The organism is Nitratireductor soli (assembly GCF_001050155.1).
GTDB classification, from domain to species: Bacteria; Pseudomonadota; Alphaproteobacteria; order Rhizobiales; family Rhizobiaceae; genus Nitratireductor; species Nitratireductor soli.
Genome location: NZ_LFVY01000006.1, coordinates 157,545 through 177,337, shown reverse-complemented (window position 1 = coordinate 177,337; position 19,793 = coordinate 157,545). Strand labels below are relative to the sequence as shown.

General features: G+C 63.9%; 24 protein-coding genes. 8 read left to right on the top strand and 16 right to left on the bottom strand.

Going from position 1 to position 19,793, the window contains the following annotated elements:
- Positions 1 to 24: 24 nt before the first annotated feature.
- Together AB843_RS25975 and AB843_RS09465 are read left to right on the top strand one after the other, a co-directional pair.
- The gene (locus tag AB843_RS25975) at positions 25 to 426 is read left to right on the top strand and encodes a hypothetical protein (RefSeq protein WP_048646578.1); all 402 of its coding nucleotides are present in this window, start codon (positions 25 to 27) and stop codon (positions 424 to 426) included.
- Positions 423 to 1,340, top strand: a complete 918-nt coding sequence (locus AB843_RS09465; RefSeq protein ID WP_048646577.1) for an IS1595 family transposase — start codon at positions 423 to 425, stop codon at positions 1,338 to 1,340. Before AB843_RS25975 ends, AB843_RS09465 begins: the two co-directional genes overlap by 4 nt.
- Here AB843_RS09465 and AB843_RS09460 read toward each other — a convergent pair.
- The 11 genes from AB843_RS09460 to AB843_RS09410 form a co-directional block, all read right to left on the bottom strand.
- On the bottom strand, positions 1,337 to 1,981 hold the full coding sequence (locus AB843_RS09460) for a helix-turn-helix domain-containing protein (protein WP_048646576.1): 645 nt from the start codon (positions 1,979 to 1,981) through the stop codon (positions 1,337 to 1,339). The genes AB843_RS09465 and AB843_RS09460 overlap by 4 nt on opposite strands.
- On the bottom strand, positions 1,978 to 2,382 hold the full coding sequence (locus AB843_RS09455) for a hypothetical protein (protein WP_048646575.1): 405 nt from the start codon (positions 2,380 to 2,382) through the stop codon (positions 1,978 to 1,980). Before AB843_RS09455 ends, AB843_RS09460 begins: the two co-directional genes overlap by 4 nt.
- The gene (locus tag AB843_RS09450; RefSeq protein ID WP_048646574.1) at positions 2,379 to 3,023 is read right to left on the bottom strand and encodes a hypothetical protein; all 645 of its coding nucleotides are present in this window, start codon (positions 3,021 to 3,023) and stop codon (positions 2,379 to 2,381) included. Before AB843_RS09450 ends, AB843_RS09455 begins: the two co-directional genes overlap by 4 nt.
- Positions 3,023 to 3,778, bottom strand: a complete 756-nt coding sequence (locus tag AB843_RS09445) for an AAA family ATPase (RefSeq protein ID WP_048646573.1) — start codon at positions 3,776 to 3,778, stop codon at positions 3,023 to 3,025. Before AB843_RS09445 ends, AB843_RS09450 begins: the two co-directional genes overlap by 1 nt.
- Positions 3,779 to 3,845: 67 nt before the next feature.
- Positions 3,846 to 6,017 carry a DNA-binding protein gene (locus tag AB843_RS09440; protein WP_206412835.1) on the bottom strand — a complete coding sequence of 724 codons (2,172 nt, stop codon included), beginning with the start codon at positions 6,015 to 6,017 and terminating at the stop codon, positions 3,846 to 3,848.
- Positions 6,014 to 6,469 carry a hypothetical protein gene (locus AB843_RS09435; RefSeq protein ID WP_087587075.1) on the bottom strand — a complete coding sequence of 152 codons (456 nt, stop codon included), beginning with the start codon at positions 6,467 to 6,469 and terminating at the stop codon, positions 6,014 to 6,016. The genes AB843_RS09440 and AB843_RS09435 overlap by 4 nt, the downstream gene beginning before the upstream one ends.
- Positions 6,466 to 7,350 (bottom strand): ParB N-terminal domain-containing protein, encoded by an 885-nt coding sequence (locus AB843_RS09430; RefSeq protein ID WP_048646571.1) that lies wholly within the window; start codon positions 7,348 to 7,350, stop codon positions 6,466 to 6,468. Before AB843_RS09430 ends, AB843_RS09435 begins: the two co-directional genes overlap by 4 nt.
- Positions 7,350 to 8,153, bottom strand: coding sequence for a DUF6551 family protein (locus AB843_RS09425; RefSeq protein ID WP_048646570.1), 804 nt, complete (start codon positions 8,151 to 8,153; stop codon positions 7,350 to 7,352). The genes AB843_RS09430 and AB843_RS09425 overlap by 1 nt, the downstream gene beginning before the upstream one ends.
- The gene (locus AB843_RS24925) at positions 8,150 to 8,575 is read right to left on the bottom strand and encodes a winged helix-turn-helix domain-containing protein (RefSeq protein WP_157384467.1); all 426 of its coding nucleotides are present in this window, start codon (positions 8,573 to 8,575) and stop codon (positions 8,150 to 8,152) included. Before AB843_RS24925 ends, AB843_RS09425 begins: the two co-directional genes overlap by 4 nt.
- The gene (locus AB843_RS09415) at positions 8,572 to 8,865 is read right to left on the bottom strand and encodes a hypothetical protein (protein ID WP_048646568.1); all 294 of its coding nucleotides are present in this window, start codon (positions 8,863 to 8,865) and stop codon (positions 8,572 to 8,574) included. The genes AB843_RS24925 and AB843_RS09415 overlap by 4 nt, the downstream gene beginning before the upstream one ends.
- Complete coding sequence (locus AB843_RS09410) at positions 8,862 to 9,167, bottom strand: helix-turn-helix domain-containing protein (RefSeq protein WP_048646567.1); 306 nt, start codon at positions 9,165 to 9,167, stop codon at positions 8,862 to 8,864. Before AB843_RS09410 ends, AB843_RS09415 begins: the two co-directional genes overlap by 4 nt.
- Before the next feature lie 126 nt (positions 9,168 to 9,293).
- On the opposite strand from AB843_RS09410, the gene AB843_RS09405 reads away from it, so the two are divergent.
- Positions 9,294 to 9,911, top strand: a complete 618-nt coding sequence (locus tag AB843_RS09405; protein ID WP_157384466.1) for a helix-turn-helix domain-containing protein — start codon at positions 9,294 to 9,296, stop codon at positions 9,909 to 9,911.
- 505 nt (positions 9,912 to 10,416) lie between these two features.
- Here the strand turns inward: AB843_RS09405 and AB843_RS09400 are convergent.
- Both AB843_RS09400 and AB843_RS09395 read right to left on the bottom strand, forming a co-directional pair.
- A complete protein-coding gene (locus tag AB843_RS09400; protein ID WP_157384465.1) occupies positions 10,417 to 10,641 on the bottom strand; it encodes a hypothetical protein in 225 nt (74 codons plus the stop codon).
- 92 nt (positions 10,642 to 10,733) lie between these two features.
- Positions 10,734 to 11,540, bottom strand: a complete 807-nt coding sequence (locus AB843_RS09395; RefSeq protein WP_244467938.1) for a helix-turn-helix transcriptional regulator — start codon at positions 11,538 to 11,540, stop codon at positions 10,734 to 10,736.
- A 3-nt stretch (positions 11,541 to 11,543) separates the two neighbouring features.
- On the opposite strand from AB843_RS09395, the gene AB843_RS25510 reads away from it, so the two are divergent.
- Entirely contained in the window at positions 11,544 to 11,711 is a 168-nt protein-coding gene (locus tag AB843_RS25510) for a hypothetical protein (protein WP_157384464.1), read from the top strand.
- A gap of 95 nt (positions 11,712 to 11,806) precedes the next feature.
- On the opposite strand, the gene AB843_RS09390 is transcribed toward AB843_RS25510, so the two are convergent.
- A complete protein-coding gene (locus tag AB843_RS09390; RefSeq protein WP_048646564.1) occupies positions 11,807 to 13,249 on the bottom strand; it encodes an alanine/glycine:cation symporter family protein in 1,443 nt (480 codons plus the stop codon).
- A gap of 251 nt (positions 13,250 to 13,500) precedes the next feature.
- Between AB843_RS09390 and AB843_RS09385 the strand changes: the two genes are divergently transcribed.
- The 3 genes from AB843_RS09385 (at position 13,501) to AB843_RS09375 (ending at position 16,272) form a co-directional block, all read left to right on the top strand.
- Entirely contained in the window at positions 13,501 to 14,493 is a 993-nt protein-coding gene (locus AB843_RS09385; RefSeq protein WP_048646677.1) for a glycerophosphodiester phosphodiesterase family protein, read from the top strand.
- Between the two features lie 74 nt (positions 14,494 to 14,567).
- Positions 14,568 to 14,813, top strand: coding sequence for a hypothetical protein (locus AB843_RS09380; protein ID WP_048646563.1), 246 nt, complete (start codon positions 14,568 to 14,570; stop codon positions 14,811 to 14,813).
- Positions 14,803 to 16,272, top strand: coding sequence for a cryptochrome/photolyase family protein (locus tag AB843_RS09375; RefSeq protein WP_048646562.1), 1,470 nt, complete (start codon positions 14,803 to 14,805; stop codon positions 16,270 to 16,272). The genes AB843_RS09380 and AB843_RS09375 overlap by 11 nt, the downstream gene beginning before the upstream one ends.
- A gap of 98 nt (positions 16,273 to 16,370) precedes the next feature.
- Here AB843_RS09375 and AB843_RS09370 read toward each other — a convergent pair whose 3' ends face one another.
- Positions 16,371 to 16,667 carry a Dabb family protein gene (locus AB843_RS09370; RefSeq protein ID WP_048646561.1) on the bottom strand — a complete coding sequence of 99 codons (297 nt, stop codon included), beginning with the start codon at positions 16,665 to 16,667 and terminating at the stop codon, positions 16,371 to 16,373.
- Between the two features lie 172 nt (positions 16,668 to 16,839).
- Entirely contained in the window at positions 16,840 to 18,816 is a 1,977-nt protein-coding gene (locus tag AB843_RS09365; RefSeq protein WP_048646560.1) for a bifunctional 2',3'-cyclic-nucleotide 2'-phosphodiesterase/3'-nucleotidase, read from the bottom strand.
- A gap of 314 nt (positions 18,817 to 19,130) precedes the next feature.
- Between AB843_RS09365 and AB843_RS09360 the strand changes: the two genes are divergently transcribed.
- Positions 19,131 to 19,790, top strand: a complete 660-nt coding sequence (locus AB843_RS09360) for a 5-formyltetrahydrofolate cyclo-ligase (RefSeq protein ID WP_048646559.1) — start codon at positions 19,131 to 19,133, stop codon at positions 19,788 to 19,790.
- Positions 19,791 to 19,793 lie beyond the last annotated feature (3 nt).

Below are 19,793 nucleotides of genomic sequence, written 5' to 3'. Positions count from 1 at the left end.
TGGGGACATAATTGGCAAGGGCCGTTGGCCCGCGCGCTCAAGGTGAATGACCGTACGGTACGTCGCTGGGCCTCTGGCGACGTGCCGATCCCGGATAGCGTCGAAAGCGACATTCGCCGCATTCTTGGCGCGGATGAGCGCGTCGAGACGCACTGGCCCCGAGATGAATGGATCGTGCAGCGCGAGGAAGGTCGGCGCATGTATGTGGTCCACACGATCACTCCGCGCTTTATCGCCCGCGCCGTCGAATGCGATGAGGACGGATCGTCAGTGCCAGAGGAAGGCGAAGCCGATGTTCTGACCGGCGTCGTGTACGCCAGCGGCGACCTCGTGCTGTGTGAAGTCGCCTGGATAGACGCGCCGCCCGGCCTGAATGAAATCCGGCAGATTATGGACCAGGCGGCCGATGCGCTGGAGGATGAATGATGACCAGCCTTGTTGAAGTCTACCGCCGCTGGCCGACGAAAGACGACTGCATCGCTCATCTGGAAGCTGTTCGCTGGGGCGAGCAGCCCCTTTGCCCATATTGCGGTGCTGATCGCGTCTCCCGCAACCGGGACGCCAAGCGTGGGCTGACCGCCAGCCGTTGGAAATGCCAGCGCTGCGACCGCTCGTTCAGCGTCACGGTCGGCACTATCTTTCACAACTCGCACATCGATTTGCAGCGCTGGTTTTCGCTGATTTCCTTGATGCTCAACGCCAAAAAGGGCTTGAGCGCCATGCAGGCGGCGCGCGACCTCGATATGCGCCGTCCGACCGTCTGGTCGATGATGCACCGCATCCGCTCCGCGCTTGCGGATGACGGAAAACTGCTCGCCGGCATTGTCGAGATGGACGAAGCCTATGTGGACGGCAAGCGCCGTCCGGCGAACCGCAAGGATGATGACCAGCCCGGTCCGCGCGGACCTTGCGGCAAGCAGCCCGTCATTGGCGCTGTAGAGCGCGGCGGTAGGCTCAAGGCTATGGTGATCGACAAGGCTGAGATGACGGCAGACGATATCCGAAACTACGTCACCGGCATGATCGATCTGCCCCGCGCCGTGCTTACGACTGACGAGTATGCGGGCTACAACGGCCTCAACAAGAACATCGCTCACCGCCGCATCAACCACAGCCGCGTCTATGTCGAGCGCGACCTGTTTTCGGCAGAGTTCGGGCCGATCCAAACCAACACCATCGAGAGCGTGTGGGCGATACTCAAGCGGGCAATCGCCGGGCAATTCCACCACGTCAGCCGTAAATACCTCCCGCTCTATCTGAGCGAGGTAACCTACCGCTACAATGCGCGGCGGACTGGCGAAGCTTTTGATCGGTTGCTGCATCTGGCGACTAACCCCTAAACCGTACAGTTCCGATTCATTGATCCTGAGCTTGTCGAAGGGTCGGCGCAAAGCGCGGCGATCTCGTCGGCGATCGCCGCGTTGAGCGCTCCCAGGCGCTCGTCGATCGAACGCGCCTCCGCCATTTCGTCCTTGTCCAGATCGAGGATGCCGCGGCGGCGCAGCTCCGCGCGCCGGCTGTAGAGCCGGGCCGCCTCGTCGGCCGCACGGGCAATTTCCCAAAGCTCGACAGTCGTGGCGGCCAGTGCTGCGATTTCCATCACGCTGGCGGCCATCGCCTGGCGTTGCGGGGCGCCGGCGATGCGGCGGGCGACGGCCAGCGCATCCACGCTGCCGTGCGCGCGGACGCGTTCGAGGAAGGCGACCGTGTCCATGAGTTCGCCCACCAGCCCGGCAAGCTGCGCGTCGCGGCCGATCTCGCGGGCAATCTTCTCCAACGCGTAGGATACGGTCGAGTGATCGCGCTCGTTGAAGGCGCGGCCGATCTCGCTCGTCGAGCATTGCGTGGTCTTGCGCGCCACATGCATGGCAACGTGGCGCGCAAGCACCGTCCTGCGGTCGCGCGAGTCCGCCACCAGCTCGATCGGCTCCAGTCCAAGGCGCAGTGCCGTCGTGGCGATGATCTCGCGCACCGTGATCATGACGCATCGCCCTCCCGCACCTTGAGCGCCGAATGAGGACACCCCGCCCGGCATGCCCGGTAGACGGCGACCCGCACTGACGAGGTCGCCGCGAAGGGCTTCTTCTGCCAGGTCAGGCACTGGTCACGGCCGATCTCGCTGAGCACCGGGCACTCGACGACATGACCCATCAGGGCGCCGCGGACGGTCTCCTCGACACGCCCCATATCGCCGCGATAGCAGCCATTGATGACGGTCGAGATCGCGCTCGCTGAATAGCCCACGCGTTTCTCGGCGCCGCGCAGGCCCTCGCGATCGGCAAGCGCCGCCAGCTCGCCGACCCAGTCGGGCACATTGCCCCAGGCGTTCAAAGCGCGAAGGGCGTGGCCACCGGGCGCGCCAGGCTTCGGCCCGCGGTTCATGGCAGCTCCTCCTCGGCGATAGTCTCGCCGAGGACGCGACCCCGGTTCTGGTCGTAGACGAGCTTGGCGGTCAGGACCATTGGCGGCTTCGGCCCGGTGTTCATGGACGGACGCAGCCGCCAGACGGCCAGCTTTCCCGGGCCGCCCGGATCGAGCTTGATCAGATAGTTGCCCTGGCGCAGGGCCTGGACGAACCGCTTGGCCGTTGCTCGGGCGATCGGCTTTTCCTCGGTGGAGCCGTATGTCACCAGATCGTCGCTGGTGAAGCCGCCGCGTGTCAGCGGTCCGCGAACGACGTTCCACATGGCCTGCTGGCAACTGACCTGCCTTGACCCGATCCGGCCGTCATTCGTGACCACCGGCGGCGCCTCCTGGTCCCGGACGAGCACGAAAGACACCTCGCGTCGCTCCGTGAACGCATTCTTCGCCGACCCTTCGGGTCGCAGGATGCCGGCCCGGCACAATCGACGCAGATAGGTGGCGACCGTACCCCGATGCGGCTCATCCGACATCGCGCGTATGGCGCTGGCGGTGAAGCTGGCGTCGGCGCGCCCGAGGACGCGAATGCAGCGCCAGAAATGATCCTGGCCACGAAAGATCGGCTCGGTCTTGTCGACGGTCAGCCGGAGCACGATCCCCATCAGGCAACCCTCCTGGAATGACGCTTCGGCGCCTCGCCGGTGAAGATGCGGCCCGAATAATTGCTCACGTCGAGCTCGGCGAGCCCCGCATTCGCCGCGAAGGCGGCCGCCGCGTTGAGCGAGGTGGCGATGCGTCGCGCGCGACCGCGCGTTTCGGCGCAGATGTGGTCGAGCAGGGCGTCGGATATCACGAGCCTCGGATAAAGGAATGCTGTGAGGGCACGCGCATCGTCGAGGTCACAAGGCTGCGCCAGCACCCATTCGAGCACGCGGTTATGCACCCGCTCATGCGCCTCCAGCTTCTGCGGAAGCTTCTCTTCGCCGACCAGGAGCACCGGCACCTGGGCTGCCTTGTTCAGGTCGCGGACGAGTTCGATCATCCCCTTATCCACCAGCTTGTCCGCCTCGTCGATGATGAGCGGTCGCGCCGGATCGTCGCCGAGGCGGGCGATGATCTCGTCCATCATGTCGCCGATCGTGCCACGTGGCCGGGCCACGCCGAGCTCGGCGAGGATCGCCTGGCAGAACTTCTTGCGCGTCCAGAAGTCGAACACCTCGATGAACAGCGCACCCGTCCGGTTCCAGCAATATTGCGCCGCCATGGTCTTGCCGTAGCCGGAGAAGCCCGAGAAAACGCCGATGTTGGGAAGGTGCGGTGGACGATGGATTAGTGCGTCGACGAGCGCGAGGCAGGATGCGACGTTCTTGAGCGGAGCGACCGATCCTGGCCGAACCATGTTGGTGTTGCCTGTCATGTCTCAAGTCCCTTTTTCGTCGCCGCACCCGCGCGGACCTTCACTGCTTCTCGCAATGGTTGCATCCCTAAAGATTCATCGCGTCCTGGCCGAACTCCTCCACCATGGCGCGCATAGCCCTGTATTCGGACCCGTTCTGGTACCCACCGAGCCACAGCAGATCGGCATCGGCCAGTCGCTCGCCCATTTGCCGCCGCTGCTCCAGATCCAGGGCGCGGCGGAAGCGGGCTTCCCGGCTCTCGGGAAGCCGCGTCACCTTCGTAGGGACGGGCTCGACCGACGGGTTCCGCGGCGTGGCGGCAATCATCGCGCTGTGCAATTCCGCTGCCCGGTCGGAAAGACCGATGGGGCCGACCGGCGCGGCCGCGTCGGCCGCCGCAGCAAGCGCAGCTGTCGAATGCGGCTCCTCCGGCCGAGGGAAGGCCAACAATTTGCCCGCCCTTGTTTCGCCTTGGCGGCGCATCGCGTCGGCGATCTGGCGCGGGCCGATGCGGCGCATCTCGCGGCGAATATCCTTGATACGGCCGTCGACATGCGCCTTCTGCGCTGCCTTGACGTGCCTGATGGTCTCGACAGGATCGAGCCCGGCGAGTTCGGGGCAGATCGCCTCGCCGAGGAAGGTTTCGCCATCCGGCTCGAACAGCAGCACCTTGCCCAAATCGGCCGGGTCCATGCGGCAGAAGACGGTCGTGCCAGGCATGACCGTGTCGGGCAGATAGTGAGCGCCATCGATCCTCACGCCCACCTTGGTCACCGTTCGCAACCCGTCCTTTCCGGGCGCCGGTGCTAAAAGGATATCGAGCGCCGCGACATTCTCGATGCGCCGGACCGCACCGTCCGAGGAGGCCGCGACCGCCATCGGCGTGCGCTTGCCGAGACCCTCATGCTCCGTCGAAGCGTAGATCGTGTCCGACCAGTCGTCGCACCAGCGTTGGAATTCGGCGAGGTCCATGTCAACGCCGAACAGCTCTTTCTCGTCGCTGCCGAGGCGCTGGGCGAAGGCCTTGCGGCCCTCGATCCGCTTGCGGTCGGCCACCGAATGGCCGATAAAGCCAGGCAGGCAGGCCAAGTCGCGCTGGAAGGTGCCGATCGGCCGCTCGACCAGACCCTTGCCCTTGGATTTCGGGTCGTACCGCTGCGACCGCTCGGCTTCGATGCCGAGCGCTGCAAACAGGCGCTGGGTAGCCGCCGCGACAAAATCGCTGCCATTGTCGGTCAGCACGCGTTCCGGCACGCCCCAGGCCAACAGGCATTTGCGCATCATCAGGCCGACAGCTTCCGCGCGCGGCGTCGGCGTGGCCAGTATCTTCGTGCGCCGCGACAGCACGTCGACCGTCAGATAGATGGAGTGCCGGCCCTCGTGCAGCATCACGTCGGCGGGCGATGCGTCGATCATCCAGATTTCGTTCAGCCTTTCGGCGCGGATCACGCCGGTGGCCGAGAACTCGACCCGCGAGCGATAGCCGTCCGGGTCGGTGAGCAGCATCAGCTCGTTCTTGTAATCCTGGCGCCAGGCCTTGAGGGTCTGCTGCAAGGTGCGAAGCGGGGGAAGGCGGAAGTCTTCGGCGGCGATAGCGTCCTTGAACTTGTCAGACACCGCGTCGGAAACCGCTTTCGCCGACAGGAACGGCATCTTGGCGATGGCCGCCAATACGAAGGTCTTGACCTGGCCGTCCAGCGCCGTGTCGAGCTGTCCCGTTCCCCGGCGCGCCGCGGCGGGATCGAAGCCGAGTGCATTCGGCTTGTCTCGCCTGGTCCGCCAGCGCGCCAGGGAACGGGCGCTCAACCTTCCCACCGACGCCGTTACCCAGGCGGGAAGCTCGATTGAAGACGCGTTGAACAGTGAGCAGAACAGACTGTCGGCGGCGGCAACGGAGAGGCTTTGTTCGCGCCGGAAGCGGTCGGCGAGTTTCAGGAGGACGAGGCGCGCGTCGCGGATTTCGCGGGCGCGCGCCGAGAGCCCGTCATCGTCCATGACGGCTGGCCGGAGATCATCGGCTTGGATACGAAAATGGCGTGCGGCGAGCGCTACGCGGGCTGACAGAGGAAGATTGTCGACGTGATACTCGGTCCCGCCGCCGCCCGCGCGACCGGAGCGCGGCCGTGCCAGGTTGCGGCGGTGGTCCCAGCCGTCGCGGCGGATCATCTTCAGCACTCCGGCCTTGGTCGTTGGAAGGCCAGGCAACACGCAAGCGGTGGCGAGATCGGCGAACTCCTGGGCCGTCAACCAGAGTTTCATCGTCCGGCTTTCCATTTCGCTTCCACCGCCTGCTTGCGACGCTGGATTTCGCGCTCATGCTCCTCGATCAGATGCAGCTCGATGAGCGACCCGAACCGCTCGGGGACGACGACGTGATCGAAGAACTCGGCCACGAAGCCGAGGAGGTCGTTGCAGCCGGTCGCCATGATCAGGGCGATGAACCGTTCAAGGCTGATCTTGTGGCTTTCCTTCGCCTCGGAGGCGTAGGCGTCGAGGGTTGCCTCGGAGATCGGATAGCCCAATTCCTCGCTCATCATCTGCGCGATCTCGGCGCGTGGCTTTCCGCATTCCTTCAGGGCAAGAGCCACGGCGCGGGAAATCCGGGAAGCAATGCGATTGCCCGGAAGCTGGTCCTTGTCGAAGCCGACCGCGACGCGCGGTGGCTCCCAATCGAACAGTTCCAGCGTCATGCGATCACGCCGCCGGCTCATCGGAGCCATCCGCGTTTGACCGCATGCTCGCGGATCGCGGCCTCGTGGGCGTCAAGGAAGTCGGCGCGCTGGCGGGCCGACAGCCGCGACCAGTTTCCAACCGTCGAGGCGAACAGCTTCTCGGCCGTCGAGAGCAGCCGGCGTCCTTCGGCAAGAGCCAGCGCATCCGCGACGGTGGCGGCCTCCGGCGGCGTGGCGAAGAGGATGTCGCAGATGCGCTCTTGCGCCTCTGCCGTCTGTTCGGAAAGCAGCTTGAGGCCAGCCTGATGGTTCTCCAGCCAGCTTCCGCGCAAACGCGCTTTGCTGGCATCGGTCAGTCCCCGAAGGATGGCGACGGCGACCTCGATCGCACGCCGCGAGAGGCCGGTGACCTCGGCGGCCTGGGAACAGAACGCAAATATTTCGTTCTGATCGGTGCGGGCGGCCTTCACCTTGGCGCTGCGGCGGTCGCCGCCATTGCGGCTTGCTGGATAGAGCACTTCATGGACCCGCTTCAACTCGGCGAGGCTCTCCGCCCTTTCGAGCTTCGTGAGTGCCTCGCGGTTGAGGTTTTCGGTGATCTCCAGGAGGCGCCGCCGCTCACGCGTCAGCGCTGATGCGGGGATGACGCGCGCGTCGATCTCGGTCGAACCGCCGAGGTCGACGGCGGCCAGCCGCGTTGCGCCGGAAATCAGGGTGAAGCGGCCGGTCTCCTCGGCCGCTAGGTTGACGGGATGTTGCGGCTGCTCGCCGTCGCCGATCTCCTTGCGCAGCACCTCCACCCGCCACGGCTTGACCTGCCGCAACCGGTCCTCCGGCACGTCGATCAGCGCGATCGCGACACGGCGGAATGTCACGCAGGAGCTCACATTGCCGCCCCGCCGTTTCGCCGAGGCGTTCATCAGCGTGCCTCGCCGAAATAGATGGTCTTGACGCGCCTGCCCTTGTTGTAGAGTTCGGCAATCGTCTTGGCCAACGCGGTGTCCGTCGAGCCGCCGGACAGCTTGCGAAAGGCTTCCGCGTGAGCAGTCAGCTCGGCGAAGCTCTCGCGCCTGATCGCGGCGGCCAGTTCGGGATCGTTGACCGTGTTCTGATTGGTTCTGATGATCCGGGCCAAAGCTGTGATCAGCACCCCGCGCAGTGCCTTGGCCTCATTGGGCCAGGCTGCGCGAATGATCAGGAGGGCGCGCCGTGTCGCCGTGTCGCCATAGCGTTTCAGGCAGCGATCGACCGCCCCGATGGAGTTCGTGAGGTTGGGCCGGTAGTGGCCTTGCGCCGGCACGACATCGCAGCCGGCGGATTGCAGCACCTTGGAAATCTGAATGGCATTGTCGTCGCCGGCCGTCAGGCCCGCCCAATACTGCTCGACCGAAGTCACCGCCATGCGGTCGCGATTGATTGCGAGGAAGCTCCGCGCCTCGCCTGCCACGTCTGCGTGACTGACGATCACGGCGGGCACCTGGTCCACGTCGGGATGAAGCGAGGCTGCCTTCCAGCGGTGCTGACCCTCGACGATGCTGAACCTGCCGCTTTCCTGCCTGGAAAGGACGATGGCGCCGAACCTCGTCCAGGAGAAGCCCCGGAGAATTTTGTTGACCAGGGCGGGCTTGATCTCGCGCTGGTAGTTGCTGTCGACGTCGATCGTCTCGACGGAAACCCATTCGAGCGCGGGCTTGTCACCGATAGCGCGGTTGATCTCGTTCATAGCGGGTTCCCGGGTTGCACGAAGCGGTAGCCACGGCCCCAAACCGTCTGGATGGTCAGCCCGAGCGGCTTGAGCTTCGCGCGCAGCTTGCAGATGAACACGTCGATGATCTTGATCTCGGCCTCGTCGGCCTCGATCGCGTACAGGTTCGATAGGAGACGTTGCCGCGTGACCAAAAGGCCGCGGGCGGCAACGAGTTGCATGAAGATGGCGTTCTCCTGCGCCGTCAGGGCAGCGAACCTGCCATCCTTCACGACAAAGCCGGTCTCGTCGATCCGCAACGCGCCATCCAGCGGAAGGGGCTGGCCGCAACATGGGCAGAGTTGCGCGCCCGCCGCCGGGCGGGGGGCTTGGGGGGCGGCGGGCGCGCTGGCCGTGGCGCTGGGGGAACAGCGGTCCACGGTTTCGGGTGTGCGGATCATGGCCGGTTCCTCCACCAGGAGAGACCAACCACCGCAAGGACGACGGGCATGGCAAACAGGGCGGGCCAACGCAGGACCGCCGTAAGCAACCACCAGAGCCACGGCAGGAGCCCGCCAGGAAGGATCATGTCGATCAGCAGCAGGCCAGCGGCAGCGATGGAGAAGAGAAGGACCGCCGAAACGATGATGGCGACGGCCGGCAGCGGCCGGTCGGCGCTGACATGCAGGAAGCCGCGCGCAACGTCCTCGTTGTCAGCGCGCCGGCGCTCGTCGGACTGAAGACGCTTCATGCCGCACCCTCCTTGTCCACATGGAGGGCAGCCTTTTGACTCGCCCCCGATAGCTGGGGTCTGGTAGAACCGAACCGTCGTCGCCCGTTCGGCCAATATCGGTCGGGCCACAGGGTCTGCACCGGAACTCCGAGCGCGACCGCGATTGCTCTTTCCGCTTTCGGATAGGGCGAGCCGAGCGCCGCCGAGATTTCGCCGGCGGTGAGTTCGATGTGGTCGGCGAGTTCCCGCGACGATCCGTACCGCCGCTTGATCTCGGCAAGGATGGCGTGACGGTCCCATGTGGTCGTGTGCCCTTGCACCCGGCTGCTCCCGCAAGGATCGACCCGGCCCGCTGGCCGGTTCGGTCGCAAATCAGTTCTGACTAATCAGAACACCAAATCTGGTGGAACTCAACACCAAATCTGGTGAAAATGGGCGAAGTGTGGATGAGCTGGAAAAAAGACGAAGAATCAAGGCTCGAACGAATGCGCGAGCGTCTGCGTGGCACGATCGAAAGCAGCGGAGGGATCAAGTCAATTGCGGCGTTGTCCGATGTGCCCGCAAACACGTTGGGCAATTATGTGCGGGGGGTCGTCAAGGAGCCGCCCGTTTCAATTCTCGTGAGAATTGCCGAAACCTGCGGCATCTCGCCGGTTTGGCTGATGGGGCTTGACGAAGAACCGGCGGACCTCGGAGGATTCTCGGAGAACGATGCCGAAGTCTACGACGGGTTGCCACCCTCGACGCCCGCCAAGCCGCCGATCGGCAACGGCTGCTGGCAGGTCACAAGCCGCGCCTTGGAACTGTCGGCGATCATTCCCGGCGATGTCATTGAATTCACCATTGGCGCAAATCCTCGCAAAGGCGAGGTGGTGGTGGCGCAGCTCTACAGCCGGGATGGCCGTTCTGCCCGGACTGTCCTTCGCCTGTTCAATCCGCCGTTTTTGATGGTTCACACAAACGACCCGGCCATCGACATTGCACCGATTCCCATCGACCCCAACGGTGAAAGGGTCAAGGTGATGGGCGCTTTCGTCCGCCTGGTGCGCGAGCCCCGGCGCTAGGGCGGACCGAGTTTACACCTCGGCCGCGCCCGTCGGCGCCCAGACTGAAGGCAAGACCATGCGTTCAAAGGCTTTTGAAGAGGTGTAAACGGGTTGGCATATCGGCGCCGTAAGTTTCCACCTTGCGGTCCCCGCCCGCTGATTTCCGGGCTTTCGCGCCGCGCCCCGTCCGCCCGGCCTGCCAAGTGAACTTGCGCGCCGGTCCGGCAACCGCCCGCCAGCGTTCCCGCCATCACCTGCACAAACCCTTGTGCCACCGCACTTTTTCACGAATTCCCGGACATTCCCGCGTTTTCCCGGCAAACCCCTCGATCCGCCAAGTGAACTTGCGCGTTACAATTGGCCTATGTGCCGGTTCCCAAGCACCTACATATCTACACCCAATTCTGTCTCATCGGGGCTGATCACGCCGACGGCCTGCCGGCTAAAGCCGGCAGGCCAAATGCAACAACCTGCATCCGAGCCGGAACAACGATTGGCGTCGTGTCGTGCCAGACGCTTTGCTTCAGTGCGTTTGCCGACCATCCGGGAGGCGTCGCGGAGCCTGAATCGGAACAAGCAGTTCGACACACATTCCAAGAAGATAGGAGAATAGTTGATGTTCCTTGAAATCCGGCACCTTTGCCACCAAACGAGATGCCTCGTGCAAATGCATTAAAACAAGATCATGGTTCGAGAATGGCATTTGCTCGTTGTATTCTAGGATATCCGACATTTTCATTGAACTCATCGCACCCTCCCACATAAGAGAACAAGAGAAGTAGATTGCTTGAAATATGAAACGCGAACAATCACCAGAATGAGTACCCCAATTTGAGGGGATCAAACCTTGATCAGTCTCAGCGATATAGCTTTGCTGACCGCCTGCGACAGCGTGCGGCACGCCAGCTTCTGCCGCGCCGATTTCAGATAGCTGCGCACCGTGTGCTCGGACAGCGACAGACGTACGGCAATGGCACCGGCCTCATTGCCGCGGGCAACCCACGTTAAACACTCTAGTTCTCTGGGGCCAAGCTTGGGGATCGACGTGAAGCCAGCCTCTTCAATCGCTTTCTTATGCAAGATGCGGGCGATCGCCAATAATTCATCTTTGACCGAGGAAATATAGCGCTTCCAGTCGGAAACCGGCATGGATGTGTTGAGCGACATCAATGAGCGGCGGCCGATACTGTCGATGACCGGGACGGAGTATCCTTCGGGACCAACGCCGGCGCGCATGGCATCGCGCATGATCCGATCCCAGGCCGGCGTGCGTGTCAGGTCAGACCAGAAGAATGGCGCATCTGTCGAAAACCCCATGACGACCACCGCGTCTCCGCCGATGTAGCCCTGCGTCAGCTGATGGGCGACCCATTCTGGTGAATAGGTCGTCCGCAGGTAGGGGATGTCGAACAGCCCGAGCTCCGTCTTGGCAAGCCGGATCGTCACGTGCTTGATGTCGTAAAGCTCGCGAATCTCATGGATGGCCTCCTCATTCGAAGGCATCCTCTTGATGATGGCAATTTTCTCGCTACCGGCGGTCGCCGCACGCCTCGTCCGAATGCCCATGCCTTCGATGATTGCCCCGCGGTACTTGATAACAATTTCAAGATCCCACAAAGCCAATACACGAAAGGTTAGCCGGATCAAGCGTTGGGATCGTTATTCGAACCGCATGTCAGGATTGTCTCCGAACCCCTCACGATCATTTCCCACGCCGCCCGCAACCGCCTTGCCGTCGGCGGTCCGTTCTCTGATGTGGCCTGGCACGATCTGATCGCAGCCGGCCATCAGGCGCTGGAACTGCTCGCCGGTGGATAGGTTTGTCGGCTCAGCCCGCCAGCCTCGCCGGCTCATGCCGGCGGGGCTTCTTCGTTGCTGCGGCGCACCATTCCATGCAAGACAACCGGGCCCGCTCAACCGGCCCGCGCTTCCTCCACAACGCCCGTCCACGCCGTGCGGTCGATGTCGAGGTCGGCGTAATCGGCAGGGTCAAGCACCGGACGCGCGATGCCCGCTTTCAACTGCTGGCGGAAGTCACGCAGCATGCGCAGGCTGATCGGCAGCAGCATCATGATGACGACCAGATTGACCAGCGCCAATATGCCCATCATCGGGTCGGAGAAGAAGAACACGGCGGTCGCTCCGGGCGCCACGGCGCCGATGAAGACGATCGCCATGACGGCCACCCGCAACACGTTGATGGCAATCGGGTTTTCGGTGATCACCGTCAGCGCGTTCTCGCCCAGATAGTAATTGTAGATGATCGAGCTGAAAGCGAACAGAAGCAGGATGAAGGTCAGGAAATACTGCGTCCAGCCGCCCAGATGCGAGGCCAGCGATTGCTGTGTCAGCACCACGCCGTCGATTGCTTCCGCTCCCGGCACATAGACATCGCCCAGAAGGATGACGAAGGCCGTGCAGCTGCAGATGATGATCGTGTCGATGAACACCGAGAAGGATTGCGTGATCCCCTGGCTGACCGGATGCCGCACGTCGGCGGTCGCCGCCACGTTCGGCGCCGAGCCGAGCCCGGCCTCGTTGGAAAACAGCCCACGCCGCAACCCTTGCGCCAAGGCCGCGCCCATGCCGCCGCCGACCGCCTGTTCGAAGCCGAAGGCATTCAGGACGATCGATACCAGCACGCCTGGAACGGAAGTGATGTTGATCAGGATGACGACCAACGCCATCGCCAGATAGGCGACCGCCATCACCGGCACGACGATGTCGGCTGCCTTGGCGATGCGGTGAATGCCACCGAAGACGATGAAGCCGGCAATGATCGTCAACAGACCGCCCGACCAGATGCGGTCGATGCCCAGGCTCTCCTGCGCGGCGCCGGCCACCGTGTTGCCCTGGAACGCGTTGAAGCCGACGGCAAATGCGGCGATCAGGCAGACGGCGTAGACAACCGCCAGCCATTTGTACTCCCTGCCCAGGCCATGAATGATCGAGCGCGCCGGTCCGCCGCGAAACGTGCCGTCCGGCTCGCGCCGCTTGTACAATTGCGCCAGGGAACATTCCACGAGGCTGGTCGCCATGCCGATCAGGGCGATGGCCCACATCCAGAACACGGCGCCCGGCCCGCCGAGCGTGATCGCTACGGCGACGCCGGCAATGTTGCCGCCGCCGACCCGGCCGCCGACTGAAACGAGAAGTGCTGCTCTTGCCGAGATTGCGTTCGGGTCGCCGCTTTGGTTCTTCGACGAAAGGACCCGGAACATGCGCTTGAAGAACTGGAATTGAACGAACCCGGTAAGCGCTGTGATGAAGATGCCGAGAACGACGAGAATGGGGATCAGGGACCATCCCCAGGTTAAGTCTCCGATGAGTCCAAATAAGCTTTCTAAAAACGCCATCTCTCCCGGCCTCCCAGCCTTCCCGTTGCGTAGCGACGATCTTCTTCAGAGCATCGTCGCCAGATTAATGGAGAAGCTTCGCGACGCACAACGCAAACTTGTAACGCGCTGGCCACGCAAGCGAATTTCCCCAAACGGAGAATGCCGGCAAAGCTTCTTCAGCCATCCGGTCAGCCAAATCGCCCGGAAAAGCCTCACTCATGCCCGAATCAATATCGATCTCTGAGCCCCTTGCTGTCGAAGGGCCGATCATGCGCAAACGCACTGTCGCTGTTCTTTCCCTCTTGTGCGCCGCCGCTGGTCTTTATGCGGCCAATGCATCGCGCCTTTCAGCCCGTCCGCCAGGCGTTCCCGTTCTGCTCGCCCACCGCGGCCTGGCGCAGAATTTCGACCGCACGGACCTGACCGGCGAGACCTGCACGGCCGAGCGCATGCTGCCGCCGCGCCACGCCTTCCTGGAGAACACCATTCCCTCGATGCAGGCGGCCTTCGATCTCGGCGCCGATGTGGTTGAGATCGACGTGCATCCGACCACTGACGGGCAGTTTGCCGTCTTTCACGACTGGACCGTCGATTGCCGCACCGAGGGCACAGGCGAGACCCGCACCCACACGCTCGAGGAACTGAAGACGCTCGATGCCGGATATGGATATACGGCCGACGGCGGACAGACCTTTCCGTTTCGCGGACAAGGCGTCGGCATGATCCCATCGCTCGACGAGGTGCTCGACACATTCCCCGACCGGCGCTTTCTCGTCAACGTCAAGAGCAATGATGCCGACGAAGGCGCCAAGCTGGCCGACGTCCTGGCCGCCCTGCCCGCGCCCTCCCGCCAGCGCCTGATGGTTTACGGCGGCAGCCAGCCGGTGGACGTGCTGCGCGCCCGTTTCCCAGGCATGCAGACGCTGACAAAAAGCGACTTCAAACGCTGTATCCCGCTCTACGCCGTGACCGGCTGGAGCGGTTTCGTGCCGCAAGCCTGTCGCGGCCGTGTCCTGCTGATACCGGTCAACATCGCCCGCTGGATGTGGGGCTGGCCGAACCGTTTCCTCGACCGGATGGAGCGGGCCGGCAGCCCGGTGTTTGTCCTCGGCCCCTATGCCGGCGGCGGCTTCTCCAGCGGTTTCGACGATCCCGAACTGCTCAAAATGCTGCCCCAAGGCTATTCGGGAGGCATCTCCACCGACGCGCTCGACCGCCTTGTCCCAAGTCTGGAGGCGCGAGACGCGGCCAACGCCTCCTGAGAGGCGCATGCCATGGCGCGGAACATTTCCCCTCGCCGCCGGTTGTGACAGGAGGGGCAGCAAGGGCGGGTGAGATGAAGTCCAAACAACCGGCGATGCCGAATACAGTCGACACCGTTTCCCTGACGGTGGCGTTGCCAGCCAATCTGGCGGCGGCGCTCGATCGCTTTATCGCGCAGGAGGGACCGGGCATGCCCCGCGACAGGGCGCTTGTCCGCGCTTTCGGGGCCTGGGCTGTGCAGAACGGCTTCGCCCATCGCGACGATGACGGGCAGGAAGGCAAGCGGCCGGAAGACCTGAACGCCACCAATGACGACTGAGCCAGCGACAACGACAGGCAACAGCCGAGAAACCGCCCTTGTCCTGTTTCGGCACGATTTGCGCCTGGCGGACAATCTGGCGCTTGCCGCCGCCGCCCGGACCGGCCGCCCCATCGCCGCCGCCTTCATTTTCGACGAGACGAGCCAGGGCGTGCGCCCGTTGGGCGGCGCGCGGCGCTGGTGGCTGCACCATTCGTTGAAGGCGCTGGGTGACGGCCTGGCCGGCTTCGGCATCCGCCTTGTCCTGCAGCGCGGCCCGACCACCGCGACGGTCATGCGGCTTGCCACGCAGATGAATGCCGGAATCGTGTTCTGGAACCGACGCTACGATCCGCCAGGCATTGCCGCCGACACGCAGATGAAGGCGGCGCTGAAGGAAGCCGGCATCGGCGCCGAGAGTTTCAACGGCCATTTGCTGCACGAGCCCTGGCGCCTGAAAACCTGTGCCGGCGGGCCGTATCGTGTCTTCACGCCGTTCTGGCGCGCGCTTCAGCAAGGAGGTGAGCCCCGTGGCCCGGCCGACCGGCCCTCCACGCTGAAAGCTGCGCATCATGGCATGGAAAGCGAGCCCCTCGACGCATGGGGCCTGCTGCCGTCCCGGCCTGATTGGTCGGCCGGCCTGAGCACGCACTGGACGCCCGGCGAAGCCGGCGCGCAAACCCGGCTGGCCGCGTTCATGGCGGAGGGCGGCAATGGCTATGACCGCCGGCGCGACCTGATGGCCGATAGCGGCACGTCGGGCCTGTCGCCGCACCTCGCCCATGGCGAGATCACCCCATTCCAGATCTGGCAGGCGCTCGCTGGCAGACACGACCTGTCCGTTGGTGATGTACAGACCTTCCGCAAGGAGCTCGGCTGGCGCGAATTCTGCTGGCATCTCCTGTTCCACAATCCGCGGCTCGCCACGCAGAATTTCAACCGCGATTTCGATGCCTTCCCCTGGCGGCGCGACGACGAGGCGCTTCGCGCCTGGCAGCAGGGGCGAACCGGCTATCCGGTCGTCGATGCCGCCATGCGCCAACTCTGGCAGACCGGCTGGATGCACAACCGCGCGCGCATGATCGCCGCCTCCTTCCTGGTCAAGGATCTGCGGCTCGACTGGCGCGCCGGCGAAGAATGGTTCTGGGACACGCTGGTCGATGCGGACCCCGCCAGCAATCCGGCGAACTGGCAATGGGTTGCCGGCTCGGGCGCCGACGCCGCGCCATTCTTCCGCATCTTCAACCCCGTTCTGCAGGGCGAGAAATTCGACGCCGAAGGTGCCTATGTGCGCCGCTTCGTGCCGGAACTGGAAAACCTGCCGAAACGCCAGATCCACAAGCCCTGGGCGGCACCGGAAACAACGCTTGCCGAGGCTGGCGTGGCGCTCGGCGAGAGCTACCCCCGGCCGATGGTCGACCATGGACTGGCGCGTCAGGTGGCGCTCGCCGGCTACCGGACGATCGGCAAGAGCCGTTAGAGCATTTTGCAGTCAGGTGGAATCACCTGACGTCCGCATAAATGCGCAAGAACAATGAGATAGACCGATTCACTGTTTCTATGAAACAGTGAACCGGTCTAGGCGGGGCGTGCGGAGACGAAGTCGGCGGCGATGCGCATGTCACGCAGCGGCCGCACCTCGGTGATGCATTGCGCGTAGATCGGATGCGCCTTGTAGGCGGCCAGCGCTGCCTCGTCGCGGAACTCGCCATAAACGATGATATCCACATCGCTGCCCAGTTGGTCGACCTTGCGGTTGAGCCCGATCTCGAAGAAATCCGCGTGCGGTATGTCGCCCAGCATGCCCAGTTTCTCGGCGATGCGCCCGACATCGGCCTGGTCCGTGGCGCTGAAGAAGACGATGTGGCGAATCATGGCATGCCTCCAAATCTGACCGCCGCAACACGCCCGGCGCACCGCGCCGTGTCAATGCGCCATGCCGCCACACGCCGCGATTCCACTTCTACAATGACCCGCACAAAACCATGTTTTTAAAAAGAAAAGGCCGAGCATCGCGCCCGGCCTCCCGGTTCATGCGGATGCCACGTCAAAGAGTGATGCGATACAGTGCGAAACCCTCCTGCCCATCGCCGGCCGGCGCGATGGAAACGCCTTTCACATCGCCGGCGAATGCCGCCGCCTTCGGTCCGGTCTCGAACAGCACCGTGGTGTTTTCCAGCGGCTTGAAATGCCAGTTCGCGTCGGCCGATGGATTGATGGTGCCCTGCTCGACTATGTAGCGGACGATCACGTCGCGGTTCGTGTCGGGCGCGGCGAAGATCACCTTGTCGGCGCCGATGCCGGGGAAATTGCCGCCGCCGCCGCCGCGATAATTGTTCGTCGCCACGACAAATTTCTGCGCTGGATCGACCGGAGCGCCATTGTATTGCAGGTCGACGATGCGGTTCGAGCCGGCGTTCAGCAATTCGCCCTTCGAGGTGTATTTCGGCGGCTGCGACAGGTCGATCACATAAGTCACCCCGTCGATCACGTCGAAATTATAGGACGGGAAGGATGGATCGAGCAGCATCTGATCGGCCTTGCCGGACTCGATCGGATTGAAGATGCCGGCCGACATCTCCAGCCATTCCTTCACATCCGCGCCGGTCACCAGCACCGCCTGGACGGTGTTGGGATAGAGATAGAGATCGGCGACGTTCTTGATCGCCACATCGCCCGCCGGCACGTCCGTATAGTAATCGGGGCCGCCGCGTCCGCCGGCCTTGAAGGGCGCCGCCGCCGAAAGCACCGGCAAATCCTTGTATTCGCCGTCCTTCAGCATCTCGGTGATGTACCAGGTCTGCGCCTGACTGACGATCTGCACGGACGGGTCGTCGGCCACCAGGGCGAAATAGGAATAGAGCGGCGCCGATGTCTTGCCGACGGCGGTGCGCACATATTTCAGCGTCGCCTCATGGTCCCCGCGCACCGCGTCCTCCACCTCGGCCTTGCTGTCGACCAGCGGCTCGGTGTTGCGCTCGACGCGCTTGAAGATCGGCCGCGCCTCGGATGTCGAGCTGACGATGGTCCAGGCGTTGCCGTCGCGTTCCAGAAGCAGGTCGATCAGGCCCAGATGCGAGCCCCAGAACCCGCCCATCACGCCCGGCTTGCCACCGATCGTTCCGGCGGCATTGTCGATGCCTTCCATCCCATCGAATTTGGAGCCGGGGAAATCCAGATGGCTGTGCCCGGTGACGATGGCGTCGATGCCCTCGACGCCGGCCAGCACCAGCGAGGCGTTTTCGAGGTTCTCGGCATACCGCGCCGGACCGATGCCCGAATGGGAGAGCGCGACGATCAGCTCTGCGCCCTCCTCTTTCATCTGCGGCACCCAGGCCTCTGCCGCCTTGACGATGTCGCGCGTCATCGCCTTGCCGGAAAGGTGCTTGGAATCCCAGTTCATGATCTGCGGCGGCACGAAACCGATCAGGCCGATGCGGATCGGATGCTCCTGGCCATTGCCGTCCTTCACCTTCCGGTCGAGGATCACATAGGGTTTCAGGAACAATTCGTCGTCACGCCCGCTGGCGGCAAGCTGCCCCTTGGTCAGATTGGCGCAAACGAATGGAAAGTTCGCTCCCGCCAGCACCTTGAACATGAAATCGAGCCCGTAATTGAACTCGTGATTGCCGAGCGTCGAGCAGTCATAGCCGAGCGTGTTCATGCCCTTGATGACGGGATGCACGTCGCCATCCTTCATGCCGCGCTCATAGGCGATGTAGTCGCCCATCGGATTGCCCTGCAGGAAATCGCCATTGTCGACGAGGATCGAATTGGTCGCCTCGGCGCGGATCGCATCGATGATCGATGCCGTGCGCGCCAGCCCCATCGTGTCGTTCGGCTTGTCGGCATAATAGTCGTAGGGAAACACATGGACATGCAGGTCCGTGGTTTCCATGATCCGCAGATGCGCCTGGTTGGCCGCGGCCCGGGCAGAGAACGGATGCAGCAGAACGAGCGACCCGGCCGCTGCCGAGCCGGCAAGAAAGGAACGCCGCGAAATGGGAGGAAACTGCTGGTTCATGGTCGGTTCTCCTTCGGCCAGCGCATCGGCCCGAAAATCATCGGTTCTCGCAAAGCACGATGCGTAAATTCACCAATTTGCAGCGCCTAGCGTCCTGAAGGACGCAAGGCGCTGGAATGCGTGGACAGGCGATCGTACAAGGATGATCGCGCCGTTGCGGGCAGAGTTCCAGCAGAATCTGATGACGCCCGCGTGACAGGCAAAGCGTGGCGAGACAGGCATGCCAACGCGTCGCAATAAGGATAGCGCCGAAGCGATGACCCGGTGCAGAATGCCCGCGTCCGGCAACGATCGGCCGACGAGCAAAGTGAGCCATGACCAGCGATCCGCAAGATGATGCCGCAGCCTATGCCTCGCCGCCCTGCTTCATGCATGAGGGCGATGACGGCGCATCGGCCTCCCCCGAAACCCACTGGCCGGAGATCCGCCGCTGGCGCAAGGCAGAGCGCGAGCGCATCCTTGCCGGGCGCCTGGCCATACCGGCGGCCCGGCGCGCGCAAATGGCCGCGCGCATCGCCGCCGGGCTCGACGCGGCGATCGGCGATCCGCGCCATCGCGTCGTTGGTCTGTACTGGCCGTTTCGCGGCGAGCCGGACCTGCGCCCCTGGCTGGCGTCGGTGATCGATCGCGGCGGCAGCGCCGCCTTGCCCGTCGTGGTGGAAAAAGGCCAGCCGCTGATTTTCCGCGCCTACCGGCCCGGCGACAGGCTGGAACGCGGCGTCTGGAACATTCCGGTGCCGGCCGGCGGCGCGGAGATCATCCCCGACATCGTCATCGCCCCGCTTGTCGGGTTCGACGCGCGAAATTACCGGCTTGGCTATGGCGGCGGCTTCTATGACCGCACGCTGGCGGCGCTGCCGAGAAAGCCGCTGGTGATCGGCATCGGCTATGCCTTCTCGAGGATTCCCACCATCTATCCGCAGCCACACGACATTCCCATGGACCGCATCGTCACCGAAGACGACGCGGAGTAACCC

What these genes read in the sequence shown, in the direction of transcription:
- AB843_RS09455 (WP_048646575.1), bottom strand. Translation starts at nt 2,382, where the DNA reads ATGAACCGCGGGCCGAAGCCTGGCGCGCCCGGTGGCCACGCCCTTCGC.
- AB843_RS09385 (WP_048646677.1), top strand. Translation starts at nt 13,501, where the DNA reads ATGCGCAAACGCACTGTCGCTGTTCTTTCCCTCTTGTGCGCCGCCGCT.
- AB843_RS09370 (WP_048646561.1), bottom strand. Translation starts at nt 16,667, where the DNA reads ATGATTCGCCACATCGTCTTCTTCAGCGCCACGGACCAGGCCGATGTC.
- AB843_RS09405 (WP_157384466.1), top strand. Translation starts at nt 9,294, where the DNA reads ATGAGCTGGAAAAAAGACGAAGAATCAAGGCTCGAACGAATGCGCGAG.
- AB843_RS24925 (WP_157384467.1), bottom strand. Translation starts at nt 8,575, where the DNA reads ATGATCCGCACACCCGAAACCGTGGACCGCTGTTCCCCCAGCGCCACG.
- AB843_RS09380 (WP_048646563.1), top strand. Translation starts at nt 14,568, where the DNA reads ATGAAGTCCAAACAACCGGCGATGCCGAATACAGTCGACACCGTTTCC.
- AB843_RS09450 (WP_048646574.1), bottom strand. Translation starts at nt 3,023, where the DNA reads ATGGGGATCGTGCTCCGGCTGACCGTCGACAAGACCGAGCCGATCTTT.
- AB843_RS09375 (WP_048646562.1), top strand. Translation starts at nt 14,803, where the DNA reads ATGACGACTGAGCCAGCGACAACGACAGGCAACAGCCGAGAAACCGCC.
- AB843_RS09390 (WP_048646564.1), bottom strand. Translation starts at nt 13,249, where the DNA reads ATGGCGTTTTTAGAAAGCTTATTTGGACTCATCGGAGACTTAACCTGG.
- AB843_RS09430 (WP_048646571.1), bottom strand. Translation starts at nt 7,350, where the DNA reads ATGAACGCCTCGGCGAAACGGCGGGGCGGCAATGTGAGCTCCTGCGTG.
- AB843_RS09465 (WP_048646577.1), top strand. Translation starts at nt 423, where the DNA reads ATGATGACCAGCCTTGTTGAAGTCTACCGCCGCTGGCCGACGAAAGAC.
- AB843_RS09435 (WP_087587075.1), bottom strand. Translation starts at nt 6,469, where the DNA reads ATGAGCCGGCGGCGTGATCGCATGACGCTGGAACTGTTCGATTGGGAG.
- AB843_RS09445 (WP_048646573.1), bottom strand. Translation starts at nt 3,778, where the DNA reads ATGACAGGCAACACCAACATGGTTCGGCCAGGATCGGTCGCTCCGCTC.
- AB843_RS09460 (WP_048646576.1), bottom strand. Translation starts at nt 1,981, where the DNA reads ATGATCACGGTGCGCGAGATCATCGCCACGACGGCACTGCGCCTTGGA.
- AB843_RS09425 (WP_048646570.1), bottom strand. Translation starts at nt 8,153, where the DNA reads ATGAACGAGATCAACCGCGCTATCGGTGACAAGCCCGCGCTCGAATGG.
- AB843_RS09440 (WP_206412835.1), bottom strand. Translation starts at nt 6,017, where the DNA reads ATGAAACTCTGGTTGACGGCCCAGGAGTTCGCCGATCTCGCCACCGCT.
- AB843_RS09415 (WP_048646568.1), bottom strand. Translation starts at nt 8,865, where the DNA reads ATGAAGCGTCTTCAGTCCGACGAGCGCCGGCGCGCTGACAACGAGGAC.
- AB843_RS09365 (WP_048646560.1), bottom strand. Translation starts at nt 18,816, where the DNA reads ATGAACCAGCAGTTTCCTCCCATTTCGCGGCGTTCCTTTCTTGCCGGC.
- AB843_RS09360 (WP_048646559.1), top strand. Translation starts at nt 19,131, where the DNA reads ATGACCAGCGATCCGCAAGATGATGCCGCAGCCTATGCCTCGCCGCCC.
- AB843_RS09400 (WP_157384465.1), bottom strand. Translation starts at nt 10,641, where the DNA reads ATGAGTTCAATGAAAATGTCGGATATCCTAGAATACAACGAGCAAATG.